The organism is Sphingomonas sp. CFBP 13720, assembly GCF_014842075.1.
In the GTDB taxonomy this organism is placed as follows: domain Bacteria; phylum Pseudomonadota; class Alphaproteobacteria; order Sphingomonadales; family Sphingomonadaceae; genus Sphingomonas.
Genome location: NZ_JACYVA010000002.1, coordinates 129,691 through 153,131 on the forward strand (window position 1 = coordinate 129,691; position 23,441 = coordinate 153,131).

Annotated in this window: 29 protein-coding genes and 1 tRNA gene; 11 read left to right on the top strand and 19 right to left on the bottom strand. The window is 63.9% G+C overall.

The window, feature by feature from the left end:
- Window positions 1-29: 29 nt before the first annotated feature.
- From IFT55_RS05695 to IFT55_RS05765, 15 genes are all read right to left on the bottom strand, one after another.
- Window positions 30-857, bottom strand: a complete 828-nt coding sequence (locus tag IFT55_RS05695) for a hypothetical protein (RefSeq protein WP_192089962.1) — start codon at window positions 855-857, stop codon at window positions 30-32.
- Window positions 854-2,221, bottom strand: a complete 1,368-nt coding sequence (locus IFT55_RS05700) for a phage portal protein (RefSeq protein WP_192089964.1) — start codon at window positions 2,219-2,221, stop codon at window positions 854-856. The genes IFT55_RS05695 and IFT55_RS05700 overlap by 4 nt, the downstream gene beginning before the upstream one ends.
- Before the next feature lie 6 nt (window positions 2,222-2,227).
- Window positions 2,228-2,494 carry a hypothetical protein gene (locus IFT55_RS05705; protein WP_192089966.1) on the bottom strand — a complete coding sequence of 89 codons (267 nt, stop codon included), beginning with the start codon at window positions 2,492-2,494 and terminating at the stop codon, window positions 2,228-2,230.
- Between the two features lie 54 nt (window positions 2,495-2,548).
- A complete protein-coding gene (locus tag IFT55_RS05710) occupies window positions 2,549-4,474 on the bottom strand; it encodes a phage major capsid protein (protein WP_192089968.1) in 1,926 nt (641 codons plus the stop codon).
- 14 nt (window positions 4,475-4,488) lie between these two features.
- Window positions 4,489-6,225, bottom strand: a complete 1,737-nt coding sequence (locus tag IFT55_RS05715) for a terminase large subunit (RefSeq protein WP_342029239.1) — start codon at window positions 6,223-6,225, stop codon at window positions 4,489-4,491.
- A gap of 1 nt (window position 6,226) precedes the next feature.
- On the bottom strand, window positions 6,227-6,709 hold the full coding sequence (locus tag IFT55_RS05720) for a hypothetical protein (RefSeq protein ID WP_192089970.1): 483 nt from the start codon (window positions 6,707-6,709) through the stop codon (window positions 6,227-6,229).
- A gap of 82 nt (window positions 6,710-6,791) precedes the next feature.
- Window positions 6,792-7,142, bottom strand: a complete 351-nt coding sequence (locus IFT55_RS05725; RefSeq protein ID WP_192089972.1) for an HNH endonuclease — start codon at window positions 7,140-7,142, stop codon at window positions 6,792-6,794.
- 159 nt (window positions 7,143-7,301) lie between these two features.
- Window positions 7,302-7,757 (bottom strand): hypothetical protein, encoded by a 456-nt coding sequence (locus IFT55_RS05730; RefSeq protein WP_192089974.1) that lies wholly within the window; start codon window positions 7,755-7,757, stop codon window positions 7,302-7,304.
- A 255-nt stretch (window positions 7,758-8,012) separates the two neighbouring features.
- Window positions 8,013-10,802 (bottom strand): phage/plasmid primase, P4 family, encoded by a 2,790-nt coding sequence (locus IFT55_RS05735; protein ID WP_192089976.1) that lies wholly within the window; start codon window positions 10,800-10,802, stop codon window positions 8,013-8,015.
- 40 nt (window positions 10,803-10,842) lie between these two features.
- The gene (locus tag IFT55_RS05740; RefSeq protein ID WP_192089978.1) at window positions 10,843-11,430 is read right to left on the bottom strand and encodes a hypothetical protein; all 588 of its coding nucleotides are present in this window, start codon (window positions 11,428-11,430) and stop codon (window positions 10,843-10,845) included.
- Between the two features lie 2 nt (window positions 11,431-11,432).
- The gene (gene dnaN, locus IFT55_RS05745) at window positions 11,433-12,569 is read right to left on the bottom strand and encodes a DNA polymerase III subunit beta (protein WP_192089979.1); all 1,137 of its coding nucleotides are present in this window, start codon (window positions 12,567-12,569) and stop codon (window positions 11,433-11,435) included.
- A complete protein-coding gene (locus IFT55_RS05750; protein ID WP_192089980.1) occupies window positions 12,566-13,105 on the bottom strand; it encodes a hypothetical protein in 540 nt (179 codons plus the stop codon). The genes dnaN and IFT55_RS05750 overlap by 4 nt, the downstream gene beginning before the upstream one ends.
- Window positions 13,102-13,389 (bottom strand): hypothetical protein, encoded by a 288-nt coding sequence (locus IFT55_RS05755; RefSeq protein WP_192089982.1) that lies wholly within the window; start codon window positions 13,387-13,389, stop codon window positions 13,102-13,104. Before IFT55_RS05755 ends, IFT55_RS05750 begins: the two co-directional genes overlap by 4 nt.
- A gap of 2 nt (window positions 13,390-13,391) precedes the next feature.
- Complete coding sequence (locus IFT55_RS05760) at window positions 13,392-13,919, bottom strand: hypothetical protein (RefSeq protein ID WP_192089984.1); 528 nt, start codon at window positions 13,917-13,919, stop codon at window positions 13,392-13,394.
- Entirely contained in the window at window positions 13,900-14,121 is a 222-nt protein-coding gene (locus IFT55_RS05765) for a hypothetical protein (protein ID WP_192089986.1), read from the bottom strand. The genes IFT55_RS05760 and IFT55_RS05765 overlap by 20 nt, the downstream gene beginning before the upstream one ends.
- 15 nt (window positions 14,122-14,136) lie before the next feature.
- Between IFT55_RS05765 and IFT55_RS05770 the strand changes: the two genes are divergently transcribed.
- The 10 genes from IFT55_RS05770 to IFT55_RS05815 all read left to right on the top strand — a co-directional run bounded on the left by IFT55_RS05770 (window position 14,137) and on the right by IFT55_RS05815 (window position 20,413).
- Complete coding sequence (locus IFT55_RS05770) at window positions 14,137-14,793, top strand: LexA family protein (protein WP_192089988.1); 657 nt, start codon at window positions 14,137-14,139, stop codon at window positions 14,791-14,793.
- A 374-nt stretch (window positions 14,794-15,167) separates the two neighbouring features.
- Window positions 15,168-15,446 (top strand): hypothetical protein, encoded by a 279-nt coding sequence (locus tag IFT55_RS05775; RefSeq protein ID WP_192089990.1) that lies wholly within the window; start codon window positions 15,168-15,170, stop codon window positions 15,444-15,446.
- Window positions 15,446-15,598 (top strand): hypothetical protein, encoded by a 153-nt coding sequence (locus IFT55_RS05780; protein ID WP_192089992.1) that lies wholly within the window; start codon window positions 15,446-15,448, stop codon window positions 15,596-15,598. Before IFT55_RS05775 ends, IFT55_RS05780 begins: the two co-directional genes overlap by 1 nt.
- Window positions 15,591-16,178, top strand: coding sequence for a hypothetical protein (locus IFT55_RS05785; RefSeq protein WP_192089994.1), 588 nt, complete (start codon window positions 15,591-15,593; stop codon window positions 16,176-16,178). The genes IFT55_RS05780 and IFT55_RS05785 overlap by 8 nt, the downstream gene beginning before the upstream one ends.
- Before the next feature lie 127 nt (window positions 16,179-16,305).
- Window positions 16,306-17,076, top strand: a complete 771-nt coding sequence (locus IFT55_RS05790; RefSeq protein ID WP_192089996.1) for a 3'-5' exonuclease — start codon at window positions 16,306-16,308, stop codon at window positions 17,074-17,076.
- Complete coding sequence (locus tag IFT55_RS05795; protein ID WP_192089998.1) at window positions 17,073-17,300, top strand: hypothetical protein; 228 nt, start codon at window positions 17,073-17,075, stop codon at window positions 17,298-17,300. Before IFT55_RS05790 ends, IFT55_RS05795 begins: the two co-directional genes overlap by 4 nt.
- A gap of 4 nt (window positions 17,301-17,304) precedes the next feature.
- Complete coding sequence (locus IFT55_RS05800) at window positions 17,305-17,685, top strand: hypothetical protein (protein ID WP_249403621.1); 381 nt, start codon at window positions 17,305-17,307, stop codon at window positions 17,683-17,685.
- A 13-nt stretch (window positions 17,686-17,698) separates the two neighbouring features.
- Window positions 17,699-18,610 (top strand): hypothetical protein, encoded by a 912-nt coding sequence (locus IFT55_RS05805; protein ID WP_192090000.1) that lies wholly within the window; start codon window positions 17,699-17,701, stop codon window positions 18,608-18,610.
- Window positions 18,607-18,984 (top strand): hypothetical protein, encoded by a 378-nt coding sequence (locus IFT55_RS05810; protein ID WP_192090001.1) that lies wholly within the window; start codon window positions 18,607-18,609, stop codon window positions 18,982-18,984. The genes IFT55_RS05805 and IFT55_RS05810 overlap by 4 nt, the downstream gene beginning before the upstream one ends.
- 148 nt (window positions 18,985-19,132) lie before the next feature.
- Window positions 19,133-20,413 carry a hypothetical protein gene (locus IFT55_RS05815; protein ID WP_192090003.1) on the top strand — a complete coding sequence of 427 codons (1,281 nt, stop codon included), beginning with the start codon at window positions 19,133-19,135 and terminating at the stop codon, window positions 20,411-20,413.
- A 26-nt stretch (window positions 20,414-20,439) separates the two neighbouring features.
- On the opposite strand, the gene IFT55_RS05820 is transcribed toward IFT55_RS05815, so the two are convergent.
- Window positions 20,440-20,514: transfer RNA gene (locus IFT55_RS05820), tRNA-Val, on the bottom strand.
- Window positions 20,515-20,577: 63 nt separating this feature from the next.
- Complete coding sequence (gene cpdR / locus IFT55_RS05825; RefSeq protein ID WP_192090004.1) at window positions 20,578-20,955, bottom strand: cell cycle two-component system response regulator CpdR; 378 nt, start codon at window positions 20,953-20,955, stop codon at window positions 20,578-20,580.
- Window positions 20,956-21,112: 157 nt separating this feature from the next.
- Between cpdR and IFT55_RS05830 the strand changes: the two genes are divergently transcribed.
- The gene (locus IFT55_RS05830; RefSeq protein ID WP_249403622.1) at window positions 21,113-21,919 is read left to right on the top strand and encodes an N-formylglutamate amidohydrolase; all 807 of its coding nucleotides are present in this window, start codon (window positions 21,113-21,115) and stop codon (window positions 21,917-21,919) included.
- Window positions 21,920-22,111: 192 nt separating this feature from the next.
- On the opposite strand, the gene IFT55_RS05835 is transcribed toward IFT55_RS05830, so the two are convergent.
- A complete protein-coding gene (locus tag IFT55_RS05835; RefSeq protein WP_192090008.1) occupies window positions 22,112-22,633 on the bottom strand; it encodes a cytochrome b in 522 nt (173 codons plus the stop codon).
- Window positions 22,633-23,418: a SapC family protein gene (locus IFT55_RS05840; protein ID WP_192090010.1), complete on the bottom strand. Its 786-nt coding sequence runs from the start codon at window positions 23,416-23,418 to the stop codon at window positions 22,633-22,635. The genes IFT55_RS05835 and IFT55_RS05840 overlap by 1 nt, the downstream gene beginning before the upstream one ends.
- Window positions 23,419-23,441: the final 23 nt, after the last annotated feature.

Genomic DNA, 23,441 nt, shown 5'->3' on the forward strand with positions numbered 1-23,441 from the left:
CTGCTACCTCGTTTTTCGGTGATCGGCGCTCACGCGCCGCGGATCGCCTCGGCGAACGGAAGAATATCGAGCGTGAAAACCTCGCCATCGTCGCGGGCGAACTTCACTTCCATGCCGTCAGCATCCAGCGCGCTGGCGATCAGCGACGCGCCATCTTTGCCCGCCGGGCCTTGCTTGCCGACGTCGCCCTGCTTGCCGGTCTTGCCGCGCTGTGCGGACAGCATCCAACCGTCTCCCGGCAGCGCGCCGGGGTTGTCGACCTTGGCGCGCCATTCCGAACCGTTTAAACTGACCACGTCGAGCGCGCGGTACGACGCACTCGGATCATGCAGGCCACGCGCTTCCCCGGGATAAGCATCTTTCCCGGCGACGCCGTTTGCCCCGTCGATGCCGTCACGCCCGTCCGCGCCGTCGACACCATCCTTTCCGTCGAGGCCGTCACGGCCGGGCGCTCCGTCCGCGCCGTTCGTACCGTCGATGCCATCGCGGCCCGGTTCGCCGTCTTTCCCGTTGATTCCATCGACGCCGTCACGGCCCGGATTGCCGTCGGCACCATCGCGGCCGTTCACACCGTCCGTGCCATCCCGACCCGGCGCACCATCGACACCGTCACGGCCGTCAACACCATCACGAAGCGAGGGGATCCGCTGTTCGACTTCACGCTTTAGGACATCCAGCGCGGAACGCTGCTCGACCATCCAAGCGCGATATTCAGCCATAAGCGCCCGGTGTTCCGCAGCGCGAAGGGTCTCCGCCTGCTCCGCCTCTCGCAGTAGCCGACGTTCCAACCCGGCGAAGTGATCGCGCAGCACGGGGGTAACGCCACCCATGATGGCAGCAACATCGCGATCAATCATGCCGCCTCCGGTGTCCAGCTACGGCGCAGGTCGGCCTCAACCGATGCAGCCACTTCGTTCGGGTCGAGTTCGTCATCTTCAGCCGCCGGGGGCGGCGCTGGCGGCGCGGGTGGGTTCTTCGCCAGATCGGTCGCGACGCTCAGCGGCAAATCCTGCTGCTGCACCCATGGCTCATCGCCGCCGGTGACGGGTGCCATCTCGAAGTCCTGCCGCGCCGCGTTGCGGTCGAAAATGCCGGATTTGACGCCAGCGGACCAGCCTTCGACCCGTTCCTTGAACGCCGATCGCAACAGCGCCGACGTGTCGAACTCCAGATACTCGTCGGGCTGGCCGCCCAGCTTGAACAGCAACCCCATCGCTTCTTCGATGTGGTTCAGGACGAAACCTAGACCGCCAGCGCGCCACGACTGCATCAGCGCTTCGGTCGACGCGAAGGTGGTCGAACTCGCGCCCAGCACCTGCAACGGCACTCGGTAGACCTGCGAGATTGCTTCGCCGGACAACCGCAGGATGCTGGCAAGTTCGGCATCCTTGTTGCTCGAACCAAGCGGAAAAGGCTTCAGTCCGCTCGACAGGATCGGCGTACCGCCGCTGTTCAGGCCCTTCGACTGCTCGTCCCAGCTTGCACGAAGCGTTCGGACTTGTTCGCCGTCCAAGCGCGCGTCGGTTCCTAGCACGAACGACGGACGCGACTGATTGAGGAAGAAGTTGACCTGATGCGACAGCGCGGCGTTGCCAGCGGCCAGTTCCAGCGCGGCGGCGACCATCGGCGTTTCGCCGACCAGCGGGTGCCGAGGGGTATGGAGCCTGACGTGCAGCACGTCGCGCGCCGGGACGACGATGCGCGGGCCGTAGCGGGCGGCGACGATCGGGTTGCCGGCGAGTTGATAGAAGATCGAGCCGTCCACAGCGAGGATCGGTTGGCTCGCGTTCGAGTTCATCAGGTGCAGTTCGATTGGCTCGAACCGCGCATTCCGAATAACCAGCGCGTATGCATTGCCTTCGTCCAGCAGGTAACGGACGAGGTTGAGCAGGAAGTCGCTGATCGTCTGGTAATCATTCGGACGTTTGATAATCCGGGCGAGCGGCGAGTTTCCGACACGCGCACGGCCCTCTTTCGACGTCCAGCGCCACTGATTGCCGGGGCACATCGCGACCGTCTGCGCATACGCCGAGACGCAGGCTTCGACCATCGACGAACGCGCACTGGTAGGCGGCGACATGCCGGTCTGCCACCAGTTGATAGGCGCGTTCATCGGCAACCAGTCGCCGGTCAGGGCAACTGGCTGGGGTTCCGTCCCGGCCTTCTCGGTCGTGTCGGGCAGGCCGACGAACGACCGGACCCGGGAAAGAAACCCCGCCATGCTGGCTTATTCGGCCGACTTGGCAGCACGACCCGCGCGCGATGCGCGGGTGCGATACTCGGCGGTAGCGCCGGCCTCAACTGCCCGCTCCTCGGGTGCGCCGTGGTCTTCCTTACCGTCGAGCGATTCGAGCGTCGGCGTCGCCAGCTTGGCGCTATCGATCTCGTCCTGCGTGGGCGTGGGCTGGACGTTCTCGGTCCGCTCCATCGCGGCCTTGTTCTGCGCTTCCAGATCCTTGCGGTTCTGAGCGACGATTTCTTCGGTGGTCGGCATGTGCGCGATCCTTTCGCGAGGGTGCCGGCCGGGTCAGTGCCCGGCCAGCCGGGGTTACCAGGTGACGGAGGTACGGACGACGACGGTGCCGGTGCGACGCATTGCCCAGCTGACGTCCATGATCATCCGCAGCGCGAGGCTGTCGGTCTGGAACATGGAGCGGATCGACCCACCGGCGGGCACGGCACCGGCCGACGCGATCTGCGCGGGTGCGGTGTCTTCCATGTGCAAGGTTGCCTGATCCGACACGTCGAACGTCGGAACGTCGCCGGTCGCCGACATGAAGTCGGCGGCGTCGACCAGCGCGACCACGCCCAGCGGCACGGTCGAAGAGATCAGCGCCGGATAGCCCATGAAGTTGCCCGCCGCGATTTCCGCCTTGAACGGGAACTGGCCGGTGCCATCCTGAATGAGGCTGGCACTGATGGCCTGCGCCGGGTTCATCAGCCAGACCGGGTTACGAACGTTGCCGTTCGTTGCGGCCGTCAGGTCGGTGAGCATCGCCTTCGCGTCGGCGACGAGGGCATTCATGCCACCGCCTGCCGTGCCCGCTGCGGTGCTGGCACCGTTGCGGATGCCTGCCGGTCGGATGATCGTGGCGGGCAGGGCGTCGAGCAGCACCACGTCAAGCGCAATGCTGGTGTCTTCCTGAATCGCCGTGCGCAGGATCTGCTCGATCTGCGGCGTCGAGTGCCGCGTGATCTCGCGCGTCATGGTGGTGATGACCGCCATCTTCTTCGGCGTGATCGTGGTGCTGGTGAAACCGGCCTGACGGACCGGGATCGCGGCGCCTTCGCCGACGAACGAGCCAGCGACGGTCGGCGTCGATGCGCGCGACGGCAGCGACACCTTGCCAGCCGAGCCGAAGCCGAAGCGACCGCCGATCGCCGACAGGCGCGGGTAGATCGAAGTCGGCAGCAACAGGTCGAAGAAGTCGCCGATCGCTGTTTCAACCAGTGCGCCGGCCCATGCTGGGGTGACGGTATCGGCGGGAACGGTTGCCGAGCGGGTCAGCACGTCGAGAACCGCCTTCGTCGCGACATCGTCGCCGTACGCCTGCTTCAGCGCCACATCGAGCGGCACCTTGCGAACGTGGGCGAGCAGTCCGACCGTCATCGAGCGGAAGATATGATCGACCGGTTCGACCTTCTTGGTCGCGACGGCAAACGGCCGGCGCTGGTCGGCCGGCGCGCTGCGCTCGACGGTGCGGGCGTCGACCGTAATCGTGGTCGGGCCGGCCTGCGTGCCGGCAAGAGCCGCTTCGGCGCGCTTGAGCGACGTCAGCGAGGCGTCCTTCTGCTCGATCTGGGTGGTGATGCCGTCGGTTTCGGCGCCGCTTTCGATGGCCGTCGACAGGTTGTCGCGCAGCTGGGCAAGTTCGTCCTGAGCGCTTTCGATGCGCTGTGTGAGGGTCGTCATATTCGTGTTCCTTGGGAGGGTCGGGATCAAGGCGGGCTCGCCGGGGGCGCGACGGGTGTCGGGGACGATCTCGGTGTCAGTCTCGACGAAGATCATCCGCTGGGTGTCGCGGGAAAGGTTCAGCTGCTTGGCAATGCTGAGCGCGTTCGGGTTCGCCGGGATGGCAACCACGCTGCATTCGACCAGTTCGCTTTCGATGTAGCGCAGGCCGCCGTTCGCCAGCGGCTCGGCCTTGATGCCGCGAAAGCCGACCGATACGGCGCGGATCATCTTCGCTTCGAGGAAGGCGCGGATCTCATCGACCCGGCTGCTCTTGCCCTCGGGAAGCATTTCGAGGTCGCCGACCAGTTCGCCGTTCTCGACGCGGACGTTCTTCCAGTTGCCGATCGGGAACGCGCTGTCGTGGCCGAACAGGGCGATCGGGTTGCGCTTGAAACTCGTCAGCTTCCACCCGGCCGGCTCGACAATGTCACCGTAGCGGTCGACCGTGGCGTCGCTCATCACGAAGCGAAAGGGATCGTCGCCGGCCGCGCGTGCGACCGCCTTGTGCAGTACCTGCATCGCGTTGCTCCTGTTCAGCCGATCATGGCCATGACGTCGACGGTGGTGACCGTCGGATTGCGGCTCATCAGCATTGCTGCGTTGAACATGGCCGCCAGCGGATCGATCTTCGCCGATGCTTCCCGCTTAACGATCGCCACGGCGGTCGCGCCGCGCGGCTCCATCTTCGCGTTGCCGACGCACCAGCGCATCAGTTCCAGACCGCCGTGACGCATCGTCCGTGCGGCCAGCTTCCGCGCGGTCGCCTTGACCACGCTCGATAGTTTGTACCCCTGCCCGATGGCAGTCATCTGTTCGTCATCGAACCCGCTCGACGCCAGTTCATCGACCAGCGTCGTAACGCCGACCGGGTCCAGTCCGATCGCCCCCTCTGCCGGGAACAGATCGGCCTCCCGAACGCGAACGAGGATGTCGGCGACCCCGCGCAGATCCTCGGTCAGTTCGGCGTCGGCGTCGGCATCGTCCGCGCCGTCGACGTCGATCTGGGCGAACTCGGGCAACTCGCAGCGGGTCAGCGACCCCTCTGCCTTCAGTTCCTCCAACTTCGTTACGATATCCGGCCGACGCTTCCAGACGATCGACCATGCCCACGCATGCGCCCACACGAGCCAGCGTTTTGACCCCTTCTCACGACCGATCAGGCAAAGCCCGAGCAGATCGTCCATGCCGCCGCCGTCGACGCCCGCCACCACGACTTCACACCGCGACAGGAAGGCGTCGAGCGATCCGAGCGATCGATCCGTCGCAGCCTCCCAGAACACGGCACCGGTCCACTGATCGCGCGCCAGACGCTGTCCGATCTCGACGTTGAGATGCTTCGACAGGAAGATCTGCAACGCGCCCGGCTCGCCCTGCCGCGCCTCGGTCAGCTTTTCTTCAAGATACTCGGCATCGACCGACCGGCCGATGTTCGGGTTCGTGATGTAGAAGTTCGCCGGGTCGAAATAGGCTTCGCTTTCCAGCATGGCTGGCGGCCATTCGTACAGCATGCCGAGCTTGCGCCGGTTGACGATCGATCCGTCGCGGATGGCACGAAACTGATCCAGCTTTTCCTTGAACACACCGCGCGGCTCGGCATCGCTGTGCGTCGTCAGATACACGACGAAACCTTCCGGTCGGGAAACCCGACCGCCCGTCGCCTCCATCAGCATCGCGGCCGCCTTGGGGTCTTTGCCGAACAACCACAGTTCTTCGACAAGGATGAATGCGGCCTTCTTGCCGCCGACGACGGACGCATCCGCCGACACGACCTTCAATTCCGCATTCGTCGTCAGGTGCCTGATGCGCCGCTCATGATCGATCGGCTTGAGAATGGCGGCCAGTTCAGGGTCCGCCCGTACCATCCCGGCAGCCGGGATATAGACGTTGTCGGCAATCTCCTTGGTTGGTGCCAGCACGAGCAGTTCAGCGTCGTCCCGCCAGTTCATGACCAGCGCCGTGATCATGATCCCGGCGGCGATCGTGGATTTTGCGTTCTTCTTCGAGATCAGGAGCATGAACTCCCAGATCAGCCGCCGCCCTTCCTCCGGGTCGAACGCCCCAAAGATCGCAGCGACAAAGTCGAACACGAACGGTTCGGCGGCTTCCCCGAACGTCGGCGCCCCCGGCACGTCAACGATCCGAAGCCCTTTGAAAATCTCCAGTGCCGCTTCCGCCTCATCTGGGAACAGCGGCTCCATCGCGATTAGTGATTCACCCGCAACGATCCGCTCCTGCCAATCCGGGCAGGCGGTCGACCACGTGCGCTCCACGTCAGTTCATCATCCGCGTCGGTATCGGTCGCGGCGCATATTTACCGGTAACAGCCTCGGCCTTCGCCGTGGCTTCCTCTTTCTTACCCAGTCGCGGCAGTGCCGGCGGCGCGCCGTTGCGGCCCCGGTTGGCGACCCGTTCGGCTGTGTCTGCCAGGGTGGCTTTGTCGAGGCGTTTGCCTAGTTCTTTCTCGGCGGCGATGTTGCCCTCGGCTGCCGCCTTGTTCAGCCGCGCCAGCTGGGTCATTTCCATGCGCAGCTTGGCGGCATCCCGCTTTTTGACCTCGGCAAAATAATGCTTCCGCAGCGTCGGGACCGAAACTCCGATTGCGATTGCCGCCTTCTTCACATCCAGACCGCGTGCGAACGCCAGCAGCACCTTGTTCGAGTTTTCGAGGCTCCACCGATGTTCGGGCCGCCCACGGGTTTCCTCGCGCGACAGAATAGGGTCGCCGAATAGATCGACGTCAAAATCCTCCGCCATGAAGAAAAAAATCCCTTTGTGAGAACCGATGCGGTCTAGGCCCGGCGCCCTCTCAGATTTGAGACCACCCCCCCCTGCCCGGTCAGCGGGCGCGTCGTTCCTCCCGTTGCTTGTCGCTGTCGTGGCAGCGCTTGCAGAGGCACTGAAGGTTGCGATCATCCCAGAACAGGGCTTCGTCGCCCCGATGCGCCTTCGTATGGTCGGCGACCAACTGCGACGTGTCCGACATTATGATCTGGCAACGCTGACACGTGAACAGGTCACGCACCAACACCGACCACCGCAACGTTTGCCAACGAGCCGTCTTGTACCACCGCCGCCAGCCTTGCTGGTCGCGATCGTGATCCCGTTCCTGTCGGGTTGCCGGCACGCTGAGGCGCGACGGCAATGTCTGAAGTCTAGGCTTCAGCCCGGTCAGCTTGCCCAAGTGCATACACCACAACGCACAACGCCCCGCCGGACCGAAGCCAGACGGGGCGTTGTAAGGTTCAGGGAGGATACCGTGGCGTTCCCGAAGGCCCGTCCCAGTGTGACCACAAATAGGCTGATTTTCCGCGATAGACGAACAGGGAAAATGTTCAGCCTTGCACATTTACCCCGTTGACACGTTCCGCTGTGGATTTCCGCCATTCACGCGGTTGCAGATCGAAGTGATAGCGCGTCCGTACCGCATCCGAAGCCCTTCCGAACCGCGTTCAAGGTCCATGGCGGGCAGTAGCTTGACCCAAGGCACCTCGCGCCGCCCGCGCGCCAGCTGCCCGATCGCTAGGCCGATCAGCTTGCGGTCGGCAGGATCGATCGCGTCGAGCCAACCGAACGCTTCCTCCATCTCGGCAACGTCCTGCCGCGTCATCGCTGCCGACCGTAGTGCCACGTCGCTGCTGGTCCCTTCGCCGCCTCTCGCATCATAGTCCCCGGCGAACACGTCGCGCGATATCTCCGGCCAAGCCGACCGGATGCGTTGCCAGCCCCGCTCCCGGTCGGCGTACCGCTGACAGGTGCGCAGCGCCTCGACGAGACGATCCTCGACATCATCGAACCCCAGCACGGGAGGATAGCTATCGACCTTCCCTTCAATGGGAAGGAGATTGGGAGGATAGAATGTAGCGTTTACAGTCACTTAGATATCCTTTGGGAGGTTGGGAGGAAGAACGTGGATGAACTTCGTGCGCGCGCCCGCATATCTGCGCGCTACGGAACCGGGCTGCATTTTGCCTCCCAAGTTCCCACACCCTCCCAAACCCGCAGAAAACCGCGCTTCCCAAGGCTTCGCGATCCTCCCATCGGCGGGAGGGTGGGAGGATCAGGGGGACAAATAGTCGTCGTCGTCGCTGTCACCGGTGGGTGCGGGAGGGGTCACAGAACCGGGTTTGCGGCGCGGTGCAGGCAGGTCAGTCTCGATCGGTCGACCGTCGCGAACGAAGTCGTCAGCGGCGTACAGCGGCCATATGTCGCCCCACACCATCGAACTGGACTTGCGCTTGCGGAACGATTTACGTTCCAGCTGCGACGCCAGATACTTTGGTGACCACGGCTTGCCACTGGCGGGCAGCAGTTGCGCCCACGTCTGCCATGCCGCGAACAGTTCATGCAGCGCGCTAGACCCGATCGTCTCGCCCGGCACCTTCTCGATACACAGGGCGAGGAACTTGCCGAGAATATCGTTCTCATCAAGGTACGCCTCGGTCGCCTCGCGGATCGTTTCTGGCAACGGCAGGCCGGTCGACAGGTACTGAAGCGCGCCACGTACCATCCGGTTGAGAATGCCGGCCGCTTCCTGCACCAGCTTCGTCTTCAACTGTGGATCTTGCTCCGCATCGGGAATGATGATCTCCCACGGCACCAGCTGCATGCGTCGTCGGATACCGTGATCGGTCCCGATCCCCGGCTTGGTGTTGGCGATGATCGTATTCTTGAACGTGATGATCAGTTCGAACGGCGGCTTCATCAACTCGCGCACGCCGCCCTTCGGTTCGTCGCTCGTCAGTTCCTTGACCAGTCCGTCCGAGAACTTCGAACCATGCTCGGCTTCGTTCGCATAGACCATGCGCCGGCCAGCCAGCGCGGCGAGATCGGGCGACGCGTCCGATCCCTTGCGCGATCGGTCCGAGTCCATGAACGTGTTGATCGACGCTGCCCAAGCGTAGTCGCCGAGGATCGCGCGTTTCGTATTAATCCAGACGCCCTTGCCGTTCGCGCCCTCGCCGTAAAATATCGCCATCTTTTGCGCGCTGGCATCGCCGAGCATGTTGTACCCGGCCCACACGTCGAGGAACGCTCGCATTTCGTCCTTCGGCTGCACGCGCGCCAGAAACGCGTCGTACGACGGGCACGTCGCATCCGGGTCGTACGCGGCCGTGCCCGCCTTGGTGATGCGATGACGGCGGCGCGGCTCGACAAGTCGGACGCTTGCCGCCTGCCCATCCTCCGACCGGCTGAATACAAGCGTACCGTTCGCCATATTGACCAGCAGCGGATCGGCATCGAAGTCGCCCGGCCGCGCCGATAGCCGTGCCTCGGCCAGCTTTGGCAGGCTGGATATGTGACCGGCCCCTTCGGACGTTCGCCCCCATTTGCTGATCGTGCTGGACAACGTGACGATCGTACCGTCGCGGAGCGTCTTCAGCACGCGATCGAGCCGGCCTTTCTGCTGCTGTTCGTGCGCCGCCAGCTGCGCCGCATCATACCCGTCCGGCGCAGCTTCAGGCACGCCGCTGGCCTCCACGAATCCTGCCTCTTCCTGAATAGCCCGCATCGTGTCCTGCACCGCGCGCCCCAACAGGCTGACCGCCATGTCGCGGTTCCAGCGCTTGCCATCCCACGCCAGCCAGCCCCATTGCTCGACGTACAGGAAGTCCCGGCCGTAGCGGCGCAGGAAGCGTTGGAGGTTGCCGAGGTCCGTCTGCGGCAGGAACGCGCATTCCTGCGTCAGCGCGTCGTCCCCGGCCCCCGTTTTGCCGATACCAGCGCCTGCCCCTCCCATTTGGGAGTGTGGCTTGCCATCCTCCGTCGAATCGGGGGCGGGGGGTGAACCCCGGGAGGATTGAGAGGGGCCGCGTTCCCGGCGGGAACGCGATGCGGCCGCGATCTCTGCGAGATCACGAGGATTTTCGAGACCGGCTGTCCATCCGCTGTCGAGCGTCGCCATCAGCTGCCGTTCGTCGTCGCCGCCGGGATTCGCGCGCGCCGCCGCCTCGACGGCGCTCCGCGCCATCGCATCGGACAGTGCGCCGGCTGCGACCAGCGTGGCCACCTTGAATGCACCTTCGTTCAGGCGCGCGTTTCGCTGACCCGATCCGGCGCGCTGGATATCGCGACATTCACCGTCGAGCGCCGCCAGCGCATACTTCCGAACATCATCGTCGACGTCGCCACCGATCGCGGAAGTTGGCGCGGCACGGCGCGGGGGCGACCGCTGTGGCGATGCTGGCTTCGTCCGATCACGCAGGATCTTGACGAGCGAAGCCGGTGCCTCGGCGACAGCGGCCGGATCGGCCCAGTCACCGTGCGTCCAGCTATAGGCTCCAGGTCCTTTCTTGCCACCTTCGGCCAGATCGCCGACCCGCTCGGATGGCGGTGCAATGATGTAACCGCCCTGCCCGCGCACATCGATATGCTTCGGCAGATTGCCACGGTTGCCGATCGGATCGCCTGCCGGCATCCTGAACCATTGATGCTCGCCGCCCGAAGGCGTGGCCGAGGTTAGGGTCGGCGGCAACGCCTCGCCCATTTGCGCCAGCAGCGCTGCCTTCAGTCGCTCGACGCTCCATTCTTCAGTCGAGATCTCGCCGGTTTCTTCGTCGACCGTTTCGTCGACGCGCGGATCGAAGTCGATATGCAACAGACCGCTGACACCGGAATGCAGCCCGATCTGGGCGCGTGGCCACTTGCGCCACCATGCCGCGATCTGGGCTTCGTCGCGCGTCGCCTTATGCAGCCCGCCGGTATTCTTGATGACGTTGCCGTCGTCGTCCCGATCGCGGGTGACAAGCGGGCGACCGTTCTGGACGTTGCAGGGAAAGACGAACCACCCTCGACGCGCGAAAGCGACCGCCGCCTGCCCCATCGGCGACAGCGTGGAATTGATCGACACGGTGTGTTTCCCCGACTCGCGCTCGCAGGCGCGCTAATTCTTATTCGGCGTTGATCGCTCGGATTTTCACGAGTTTAGCCTCGGCCTCTGCCGCGCGGGCTTCGGCGACCTCGGCCCGCTTCAGCACCGCCGCCAGTTCGATCCGTTCTTCGTCACGATCATCGAACCGCGCGCGGACCATGCCGAGCAGCGTGTCGATATCGGTACGCTCCAACGCCGGCACCGGAGCGGATGCCGCCGGGGCAGCAATGCCACGCTCAATCAGTTCAGCCGCAGCCTGACCGAGCGCGATATTGCGATCCGTCGCGAGCTGCTCGACAGCGGTGATGGCGACAACGGCAATGGCGGGCAGCTGGATCGACTTTGCGGGCATTGGCTGGGCTTCCTTACAAACGGGCAGCGTCGCGACTGGCGACGACGAATGAGGGACTGGCGGCTCCCAGTCGGCCGGACGGGGCCGACCATCGCGGCAGAAAGCGCAGCGTCCTTCGATGAGGCGAGGCATCCACCATTCGCATTCGTCGCATTCTCCCGCGACGCCAGCGGCGATTGGGAGCGCGGCGCGTGCCACGCCAGTCGCGACACGGACTTCGGAAAGCACTGCGGCGATATCGGCAGCGTCCGCCATGATCACACCTTCATCGGCATCAGGACGAACACCGCAGCGGCACCCTCCCGGTCACGCCACAGCGCCGGGCCGGTGGAGTCGGTCAGCGTTGCCTCGACCTCCAACGCCGTCAGGTGGCCCAGTACGTCGAGCAGATAGCGGGAGTTGAAGCCCACCGTCAGCGGCACGCCGGACCATTCGCACGGCATTTCCTCATCGGCCGTGCCATGCTCTGGGCTGGACACCGACAACGCAATTACCTCGTCGCGAATGATCATTTTGACCGCGCGAACCTTGTCGCTCGACACCGTCGTCACCCTGTTCAGCGCCGCGATCAGCGCGTCACGGTTTACCTTCAGCAGACCGTTGCCGCCTGTCGGAATGACGCGGGTATAATCTGGGAACGTCCCGTCGATGACCTTGGCCTGCAAGGTCGTCTCGCCGATCTCGACCCGCACGCTCGATGCCGATGCGCAGAACGTGACCAGCCCTTCGTGCCGGCCTAGCAACGTGATCAGCACCTTTACGATCTTCGTCGGGATGATGATGTCGGGAAGCGTCTGCGCACCGTCCGGCAGGGCGATAATGCCGCGCGCGAGGCGGTGCCCATCGGTTGCCGCAAACCGCAGGTCCGCGCCTTTCGGGGCATGGACGAACACGCCGTTGAGATAATAGCGGGTCTCTTCGGTCGAGACGGCGAACAGCACCGTCGACAGCGCGCCCGCCAGCGTCAGCGCCGGTATCTCGAACTCGGTTTGCCAGTCGCGTTGCGGGCAGGCTGGGAAATCGTCGGCCGGCAGCGTCGGCAGCGTGAAGCGGGATCGCCCGGCGGAAACCGCCAGCTGGCCATCGCCCAGTGCAATCCGCACCCGATCGGCTGCCGGCAGCTTGTCGGCAATCTTGGCCAGCGTCGCTGCGTGGACCGTGATCGCCATTGCGTCGCCTACGCCGTCAAGCGAGACATGGCGTTCGCCCCAGCTGTCCAGATCAGTGCCGGTCAATACCAACGCCGACGGCGATACGGTCATCAGGACGTTGGACAGCAGCGGGATCGTCGTGCGCTTTTCGACGACGTCGCCGACGTCCTTGAGGCCTGCACGCAGCGCTGGCGCATCGATTTCGAACGACCGCGTCGGGGTCGCCGTTTGCTTCTTCGTCATGCTGCAAGCCCCGTGATCTGGCCAGTGGCCACGATGATGATGCGCCGCAGGGTTGGCGCGGAAACCTTCTGCACCCGGATCAGGTGCGATGCGGCGAGCGCCGCCAGTCCGGCCTTCACACCGTCCTCGGTCAGCTTCGCGCGCGCGGCGAGTTGCTTGTCGGTCGGACACGGCCGACCATGCCGGGCGAAGCGTTCCAGCACCGGCAGCAGCGCGTCGACGACGGCCGCTTCGCCGTCCGCCAGCACCGCAGGCGTGACCGCCAGCTTCGGCCGCGTCGGGCGGGTCAGCGCCGTCGCAGCAGGGGTGCGCTGGGCGCAGTAGTGGAAGATTGCTGGATCGACCTTCGACCGCGCCTGCGTCAGCGCGACCAGCCCCCGCTTGGCGAGCGCCCGCATATGAGCTGCTCCCTTGCTGGCGGCGGGCAGCGACAGTCTCGAAGCATAGACGAACCGGTCGCCGGGCTTGGCGACTTCCATCCATGCGTCGATCCGCTCTGGCGACGCCACGATACCGGGGGCTTCGTCTATGATCACGCGGCCCGCCGCATCCTGCGCGCCGGCACCGGGTCGCCCCAACGGCCGAACGCGGGCTGCGACCAGTCGCGCACCAGCACGGCGTGCCCGGTCGCCCGCGCGATATCGAACCGCTGACGCTGGCCGGGGACCAATTCGCCCGTGATCATCCGGTCGACGTGCATGGCGTCGACGCCGATCGCGCCGAGCGCCTTGGCGGCATGCGCAGATGACACCGCGTTCAGCCATGCGGCGAACCGACGCGCGCCTTCGTTCGGCACGACAGCACCGAGATATAGCCTCATCGTCAATTACTCCCTGTCCGCAGCGCGCTCTGGCGCGTCTGCATTGCGGCGATTGCACGTGCGCAGATGTCGAGCGCGTCTGACGGGATCTCCATCAGTTCGGCATCGTCCAGCGCGCCCGGCGTCCGTTGATCGGAAAGCGCCATGCTGAGCAGGTGCGACACCTTCAGCAGGTTGCAGAGCGCGTCGCCGTCGGCAGCGCCGATGCATTCCGCCGGGACCGATCGCCGACCCGCCCGAAGCAAGAACCCGTCCAGCGCCAGAGGATCGAGGCCCAGTGCGTTGACCAGCAGATCGATCCGCAGCGTCGATGTTTCATCGCGAGCGTTGCGAACTGTCTTTTCGTCGCAGCCAAGCGCCTTGCCGACCCGCGTTGGCCCGAGTTTCTGGCAAAGCGGCAACAGCATCTCGCGGGTCGTTTCGCGGGCGTCATCTTCCGTCAGCGGAACGAAAGACGGGGGGACCGTCCTGCCGGTCATCGCGTAGAACTCGTGGAATGTTGAAGCGAACTCATGCCGCCACCTGCTCATCGACCAGTTCGGTCACTTCGCCTGTCTCGAAATCGACTGCTTTCGAGATCGATTGCGCTGCGAGCCGCAGATGATCGGCCCGCGAAGCGGTGAGACCGATCTTGCGCCAGCTATGGACGGTCGACACGGGCAGCTTCAGCAGCTTCGCGACGAACGTCGTACCGCCGAGGCCATCAATGATTTGGGGAATGACGCTTTCCATGCCGCTAATAATGCGATGATCGCAACTTATTGGCAAGCCGAAAAATGCGACGTTCGCAATTGCGATGATCGCATGCCGGGCTTTTATGTCTGTATGACCGACCTAACCCCAGACCGGCTTCGCGCACTGATGCGCGAGCAGAAAAAGAAGCAGGTCGACCTTGCCAATCTCCTTGGTATCGACCCGACCGCTGTCTCGAAGATATTTACCGGCGTTCGCACGATCCAGCACCGGGAACAGCCAGTCATCCAAGCGTGGCTGGGCGTGGCACCTGAACCAAACGAAGGCGTGGTCGCACGCATCCCGATCATCGGTCAGGTTGCCGCCGGGAATTGGCGCGAAGCCGTCCATCAGTCGATGGGATCGATCCCTTCGCCAGATGCCGAGATCTCGCCGCTGGCATTTGCTCTCAACGTCGATGGCGATTCGATGGATAAGCTGGTCGCGGACGGAGGGACCGTCATTGTCGACCCCTCCGACAAAGCGCTGTATCCCGGCAGATACTACGTCGTCATCAACGATACTGGCGAGACGACGTTCAAGCAATTCGCCGCCGACCCCGCCCGGCTCATTCCGTGTTCAACGAATGCCGAGCATAGAGAGATCGTTGTCGGGGACGGAACCGCGTTCTCGATCGTCGGTCGCGTGATATGGCGTGCGTCGCGGCTCTAGCCGCCTCCAGCTGACGGCGCTCCTCGATCCACGGCCGCGCGTTCGGGGCCGTCATCCATTCGGTGAGATACTGAATGTTGCCGGGCACGGTGATATAGAATTGCCCACGCTGGTCATAGCTACCCAGACCCTCGGCTAGCAGGTCGTCGGCCGCTTCGAAGCAGGCTTGTCGCCATGGGCCAACCGGCCGATCGAAGCATAACGCACGATACCACGTCACTGGAACATCCACCCAAGCACTCCCGCCTATGAGAACATAAAAAGAACATACCTCAGATTGATTCGCAAGGTTGCGATAGTCGCATTTTTAGATTGACTGATATGTTGCGATCATCGCATGTTATAGCCGCCGGACGGTCCGGTGGAGTCGCAACATGCAAACCCCTTTCATCACCGATCTGCGCGCCGCTGCGCTGACGCCCATCGACGGCGGCGTCGTCAACGCCGTCGTTTCGCTCAAGTATTTTGATCAGGACGGTCGCCACGCCGGCACGTCCGTCATTCTTGCGGGCGATCTTGCCGAACAGGCACGCGCGCTGCTGGCCTTCGCCGAAGCAACCGTACTGCACGCGGCCGGTGCCGACGGCGCGGATCGCCCGCCCCACCATCACTTCCCGATCATGCAGGATCTGCGCATCGGCGCATTGGTCTGATGCACGCGACGTACGTAGCGGCCACGTCCGCCCTGTTCGCTGCCGGCGGCGCGCTGGCCATCACGGCGATCGTCGCGACGGTCGCGCCTGCTCGCCACCGCATCCTCACCCTGCTGTGGCACGGTGCGCAATGGAGCAACCTGCATGGCTGATCCCCGCGTGAAAACCGCCACCGGTCCGACAATCCTGCTCGCGAGCGGACACTATTTCGACTTACTCGATCCCGCGAACAGCCGCTTCAACTTGGCGGACATTGCCCGTGGGCTGGGCAACACGTGTCGCTTCGCTGGCCAGTGCGACCGTTTCTATTCCGTCGCCGAACATACATGGCTGGCCAGCTTCCTTGTGCCGCAACCGCTGGCGTTTGCGGCTTTGATGCACGACGCACCGGAAGCGTTCATCGGCGACGTAACTCGACCCCTCAAAGGGTTGTTGCCGGCATACAAAGAGATCGAGAACCGGATCGCCGACGTGATCGCGGAACGCTTCCTGCTAGGCGACCTGTGCGATCATCCGATGGTCAAGCGCGCTGACCTTCAGATGCTTGCGGCCGAACAGCTTGCGATGATGCCAACGCATGATGATGCATGGCATTGCCTTGAAGGCATCGACGTGCCGGCATTGGATTGGCAAAACTGGTCGCCTGTGGATGCCGCCAAGAATTGGCTGCACCGCGCCGAAGTGCTGATCAACCGCTTCCCCGGTCACGACGTGGAAAGTCTCCTGTCGTGACCCCTCGTCCCATCCTTACGCCGCGCAGCCTGTGGCGCATCCTCGTCGCGATCATGGCGCTGCTGCTGCTCGCCACTGTCGCCGCCACCGTCTCGATCTTCCGAGGTGACCTATGACCACTAGATTTATGATTGATCTTGAAACGATGGGTACGACGCCGGGCTGTACGATAGTTGCAATTGGCGCAGTCCGCTTCTCGATCGACGGGTTCATCAACGACCGCTTCTACCACGTCGTATCGCGCGACAGCTGCTTGGATGCCGGTCTTTTCGAATGCGCTCAAACCGCGCAGTGGTGGACCAACCAAAGTGCGCAGGCGCAGTCAGTTCTAACAGACTATCGCAACTCACAACAATCCGAACCTCTGCGCGCGGTGCTGATTGCTTTGAATACGTTCATCCGAGCAGCGGGCGGTCGCGTCGAGATCTACGGTAACGGAAGCGACTTCGACAACGCCATTCTCGCAACGGCAGCACGCGCCGTGGATCTGGATCTGGCGTGGTCGTTCTGGGAGAACCGTTGCTATCGAACCATCAAAGCCAGATCGCCGGGTGTAAACATCTATCGACAGGGCACGCACCACAACGCCCTCGACGATGCGATCTCGCAGGCCGAGCATCTGGGCCGCATCGAGCGCGCCACCGCCTTTGATAGTGACAAGCTCGCACACGGGCTGCTGTTCTTGAACTGGATGGCTGACCGGTATCGTGAGCGCACGTGCCGACGCTTTCTGGGTCTCCGTCTCCCGACCATGACACGAGCCGAAGCACTGAACCACGCTCGCGCGACGTTCGATGCCATCCCGCTGGACGAACCTTTTGGGTCGCCGGACATGGACTGGGACGAAGAGGGCGCAGCCACCCTCGTTGACCTAGACTTGGAGCATTGGGACCAATGATCCGCCACCTGATCCCCCGCTTCGAATGGGGCCGCTGGGACGGTGCCGCGCTGACGTTCGATCCCAACGGCGGCGTCGAACTGCCGAACGGCCTTGCGCGCTCGATGCGCCTCGCCTTCGGCCAGCCCACCACCACGCCGCACCGCGACCAAGTCGTCGGCGGCATCCTCTGCGTCCAGTGGCTCGGCCTCGCCATTGAGGTAGCAATCGGGAAGGTTCGCTAAAGCGATGTCCTCGGTACAAGGACTGCCGGGAACGCCCGCTGTCGGCACGGCAGCAATTTCCGGCACCACCGACGCCCAGCCACAGTGTCCGGAATGCCTGTCGCCGTTCGCGCGACGGCATCCGGGGCAACTGTTCTGCACCGTCGCACACCGCGACGCATGGAACGGTCGCGCCGCCGTGCGCGGCCGCGTGCTGACCCCGCTCGCCATCGTTGCGCGTGTCACGCGCAACGGCACGCGCGGCGATCGCAAGACCGGTGCGCGTGCCGCGAGCGAAGCCGCCACGCTGATCCAGCAGTGGCGCGACGATGATCGCGCCGCCGGCCGGATGAGCCATCCCGAATATCTCGCCCGCCGCTACCGCGTCGGGTTCGATCCGCTCTGAAGGGTTGCCGGTTATGGCGTCTCCTACCCACGATCTTTTTGGCGAACCGCCAGCGGCAACGAACAGTGGCGGCAAGACCAAACGTCGCTTTGCCGCTCTCTCAACACCGCTCGAAAGCCCGCTGCTGCGCGTCTTAGCGCTCGGCCTCGGCCTGCAATCAGTTGTTCTTGCGCTGAAATCTGCGCGCGGTGACCTGCCAATGTTGGATGCCGCGATTTTCTCGGACACCGGCGATGAAAAGCACAAAACATACGAGTATCTCGAATACCTGCGGCCGCTGTGTCCGTTTCCAATCATAGTTACTGCACGACCGGGCCTGACGCTTGGCGAGCATGCGATAAAGATCGCGCATCACGATGTAACGCGCACGTCTTCGCCGCCGTGGTTTACCGCCGGTCCTGACGGCATGCTGCCGAAACAATGCAATTCAGAATATAAGAAACGCCCTGTGCAACGCGAAATTGCGCGCATGATCCGCGATCGGACGCAGCAGTTTCGTCTGCCGAAAGAACCCGTCGTAGAGCAATGGTTCGGCATGACGTTGGACGAACTCTGGCGGATGGCGACCGCAGAAAAGGCTTACATACACAACAGATATCCGCTGACTGAAGAACCGCACGCCATGAAACGCCATCATTGCGAAAAATGGTTGATGGACCGACAGTACCGCGTCCCTCCGAAATCAAGCTGCCGCTACTGTCCTTATCAGTCAGACCAGCAATGGCTTGATATGCAGCAAAACCACCCAGAGGATTTCGCGGAAGTCGTACAGTTTGATCGGGAAATCCGACCCGGCTTTTACGGCATGGAGGGTAGCGCATACTTGCATCGTTCGCGGCGACCGATCGATGAGATCGATTTTCGACGGATGCCGAATCAGTCTGAAGCCGATTTCGGTTGCGGTGAAGGGTATTGCGGATCGTGACACCCGAAGCCGAACGCCTTTGCGGGGCAGCGATCCGCGTCCTGACCGGTCGCCAGTCAGGCGACCCGTCAGCCGTCGAGAAAGGACGCCTGACGACCGAAGCGGCCGCGACGCGCCTTCGTCTCGCCACGGCGCTGACCCGCGCGTGGCAGGGGCTGGCGCGCGCGACGCCACACTACCACCCCGAAGCTGATTGGATCGCTACTGGCGGCACTGCCGGGGCGAACCGTGGCGAACTGCGCGACGACGTCGCGGCGGCGATCCAAGGTGCCGACGCCATCGCAGCCCGCAAGCCCACGCCGGACGCGACCGCGTTCGTCGCCGACCTTCGCCGCATCCAGTGGCACCTTCACCATTCATGGCCCTTCATATGACCGCGCTACCTGATCTCGACCGCCGGATCTCCCGCAAGATCGAAGCGGGCAAGGGTATGCAGCTGACGGCTGACGACCTTGACCTGTTCGTTTCGACGGGTGCCTATGCGACCTTCCGAACTGCGGTAGAAGAATTTCAGAGAGACCAATGCCGGCAACGAAGCGCCCGAAACCGATCTACCAGCGCGGCGACTACAAACTCATCCGCCGCCCAGATCGAGCCAACCTCGAAATCAGTTGGTACGACACCGACCGAAAGCGCGAGCGAAGCGCTAGCGCGGGCACAAGCTGCGACGAGGCCGGGCGGCTTGCGCTCGATCGCCTCTACCTCGAACGCACCCGGGGCGAAGCGATCTGCCCGACCTGCGGGCAAGTCCGGCAAGGCAGCGGCAGCGCAGCGGTAACGTCCGCCATCGCCGACTATCTGGTGATGGCGGCGGACAAGCCTTCGATCGACGCGATCCGCGCCCGGCTGAACCACGTCGTCGCGTACCTTGTGGCGTCCGATCAGGTCGCCATACGATGCGTCGAACTCGATGCCGCGTGGCTTGAGCGCTTCCGCAAATGGGCGTTGGCGCAGCCAATCGTCTCGCCGACCGGAAAGACTCGCGAACGGTCGCTATCCACGATCGAGAACAGCGTGCTGCAACTGGCGGCTGCGATCAACGCCGCGCACCAGCGCGGGGACACGCCGTCCCCCGCCAAGTTCCGCGCGACACCGGTCCGCGACGTCAACCGCACCCCCCAACACCGCGCCGACGTCGGACAGATCGCGGCGATGTTCCGCTACGCGCTCGCGTTAGACGAACCGACCGAGACGACAGCCAAATGGCTGGCGCGACACCGCGCCTACCGCACGCATCTGCTGAACTATCTTCGCGCCGCTGTGGCAACGCTCGCCCGGCCGGACGCGATCTTGGACATATCGACCGATTCGGCGCGACGTCAGTGGAACAGCACGCGCAAGGTGCTGGCACTGAACCCGGCCGCACGCCGGCAGACGAAGAAATATCGCCCGACGATTCCTGTCGCGCACCAGTTCGTGCCTTGGCTCGACGCGACCGAAGAATATCTGATCCCGATCAACAGCATCCGATCGGCATGGGATACGATGGCCGAACGGTTGCAGCTGCCGGGCGAAGGCGAGGCCGGAACGAAGTTGATTCGGCGATCCATGGCGAAGTTGCTGCGGGATAGGTTACCGCAGACGCACTGGACCGAAATCGAAATGATGCTGGGCCACGACCGCTTCGACAGCGTCAGCGATATCTATGCGCCGTTCGATCCGGGCTACCTATCGGCCGCAAAGCGCGAGATCGAAGCGATCATTGATGAGATCGAAAGCGCGGCTCCGGGCGCGTTTTACCGCACGATTACCGCAGACGATCAAACCGGAGGAAGCGTCGTGAGCATAAGAAAAGCCCGCTAAGTCAGGGACTTAGCGGGCTTTTAAGATGGTGGGCGCGGCAAGGATTGAACTTGCGACCCCTGCGATGTCAACACAGTGCTCTACCACTGAGCTACGCGCCCGACGCCCCGAGGGGCGAAACCGGAGTGGCGCTGTTAGCGGCGGCATTCCCGGCTGACAAGGCCTTAAATGCTCCGGGGGATGCTTTCTCCCTCGAACAGTCGATCGACCTCCGCCACCAGGTCGCGCAGGTGGAACGGCTTGGACAGAATGCGCGCCTGCGGCACCTGCTTTCCGGCCTTCAATGTGACTGCGGCAAAGCCGGTGATGAACATCACGCGCAAATGGGGCGCGATCTCACCGGCGCGCTGCGCCAGTTCGATGCCGTCCATCTCGGGCATCACGATATCGGTCAGCAACAGGTCGAACGGCTCGCGCTCCAGCAGCGGGACGGCCGCCGTGCCGCGATCCACCGCGCTGACGAAATAACCGGCACGCTCCAGCGCGCGCGTCAGATAGCCGCGCATGACATCGTCATCCTCGGCCAGCAAAATCCTGAACATCGAAACCCCTTGGCCGCTCGCGCCCGGTATAGACGGTTGCAGTTAACAAATACCAGTATGCCGCTCGACATGCGCCCACCATCGTGGTCCTTTGCGACCGATGGAAGCCCCCGCCCCATCGCCACCTTCGTTCGACCGGTTCGGTCCCGGTGTACCGATGTCGCCGGTGGTCGTGTCGGTGCCGCACGCCGGGCGCGACTATCCCGACGCGATGCTGGCGCTTGTCGGCGTACCCGTCGCCCGGCTGACGATGCTGGAGGATCGTCATGTCGACGCCGTCGCGCACGCAGCCGTGGAACGGGAAACATTGCTGGTTGCGCGTAAGGCGCGGGCGTGGATCGACCTGAACCGTTCCGCGATCCGCGACCGGGATTCGCAGGTCGATGCCGGTGCGTCGCGTCTGGCGGTGTCGCGGTCGGACAAGGTTCGCAGCGGCATCGGGCTGATTCCGCGACGGGCGGGCGGGGCCGACAACATCTGGCGACGCAAACTGACCGAGGCCGAGGTCGCCGACCGGATCGCGCACGATCACGCGCCCTATCATGCAGCGATCGACGCGGCCCTGTCGGCGGCGCACGCGCGCTTCGGCGTCGCGGTGTTGCTGGACCTGCATTCGATGCCACCACTGGGCGGTTTCACCCCGGCGAGGATCGTGATTGGCGACCGTTTCGGCAAAGCATGCGCCCCGCGATTTTCCGGGCGGATCGACGCGGTGGTTCGCGGCGAAGGGGTGCCGGTAGCGGTCAACCACCCCTATGCCGGCGGCCACATTCTGGAAGCACATGGCCGCCCCCGCGCAGGAATCCATGCGGTGCAACTGGAGATCGACCGATCGCTGTACCTCGATGCCGCACTGGACCTGCCCGGCCCGGGGTTGCCGCGTGTCGCGGCACTCGTGCGGGCGATCATCGCAGCGCTGACGGACGAGGCGCTGGGCACGGCGTGGCCGCTGGCAGCAGAGTGACACACCCCAAGAAAAAACCACCCCGTGCGTGAAGCACGGAGTGGCCAAGGTTCAGGGAGGAGGCGCGTGAAACGCGCCGCACGGCCCGACGAAAGGGGGGAACATCGAACCGTGTAACCGTAATCTAGGTAGCAGGGTTCGGGCGTTCAAGAGACTTTTTTCGACAACCACTCGGCTTGTCGCAGCGCACCGTCAAACCATCGGCAGCATGCGAACGAGCACATTGTCCCGCAGCAAAAAGTGGTGCCGCAACGCGGCGGCGATATGCAACCCGACCAGCACAGCCATCGCGATTCCGACAATCTCATGCGCGTCATGCGCGATACCGGCGGTGGCCGGCGATACGGGCAGATACGGAATATCGAACACGCCGAACCACGTCAGCGGCCGCCGCGTCGCCCCGGACGACATCGCCCAACCGCTCATCGGCAGCACCACCAGCAGCGCGTAGAATACGAGGTGCAACGTTTTCGCGACCAGCCGCTCGATCGCGGGCGTGTGTGCCGGCAGTGGCGGCGGCGCATGGCCGATCCGCCACGCGATCCGCCCGATCGTCAAGGCGAGCACGGTGATCCCGATCGCCTTGTGGACCGGCATCGACCCACCGATCAGCCCGATCCACAGATTGACGAGAACCAGCGCCGCGATCGCCCAGTGAAACAGGATTGCCCCGCCCGAATAGCGGTCCGTCCGGGCGATCGCGGCGCGGGCCATCAGAAGGTCGGAACCTGAGCCTGCTGCGGCTGCACCTTGCCCTGTCGCATCTGCTTCGCGAAAATATCGCGCATCAGCGACAGCGAGAACAGGTGCGCGAACACCAGCGGCAACATGCCCGACTGCTGCATCTTGCGGAGCTGGTCGCCGCGCAGCTCGATCAGCTTTTCCTCCGACACCATCTGGAACCCGCGATAGACGAACGGCTGGTCGTTCCCGTCCTGCTGGATCGACACTTCGCCGTCCATCAACAGACCGAGTTCCTTCAGTTCCTTCATGAACAGGCCGGTCTTGTGACCCGCCTGTTCGAACTGTTCGTTGAACGCGAGGATTTGCTTGGTCACTTCGCTCGGCTGGTCGCCGTCGAACAGCGCATCGCCTTCATCGAACTTGCCGATCACATCCGACGTGGGATCGAAACACAGCGACAGCTCCTCCGCATCGGGGCGCAGCCGTGCCAGCAGATAGGGGTAACGGCGGATATAGGCCGGGACATAGGTTTCGCCGTCGATCAGACGACCTTCGTCGTCGAGGAACGTGTTGACGCCCTCGTTCAGGCCCATCAGCGCCAGCGGCACGGGGTCGTCACCGGCCGAAAACACGATCGGCATCCGGCGCTGTACCAGCGGGAATTCCTCGACCGTGACGGGGACGGCATGCTGCCCGACGAGGAACGGCGCGCGATCGGTGCTGCGGACCTTCCAGTCGCCGTGCATCTGGCTCGAAAGCGGCTCCAGCTGGTTGTAAAACAGCGGAAGCGATTGATTCTGCGGCGCGCTGGCCATTTCAGGGTCTCCAAGCTCTTCGT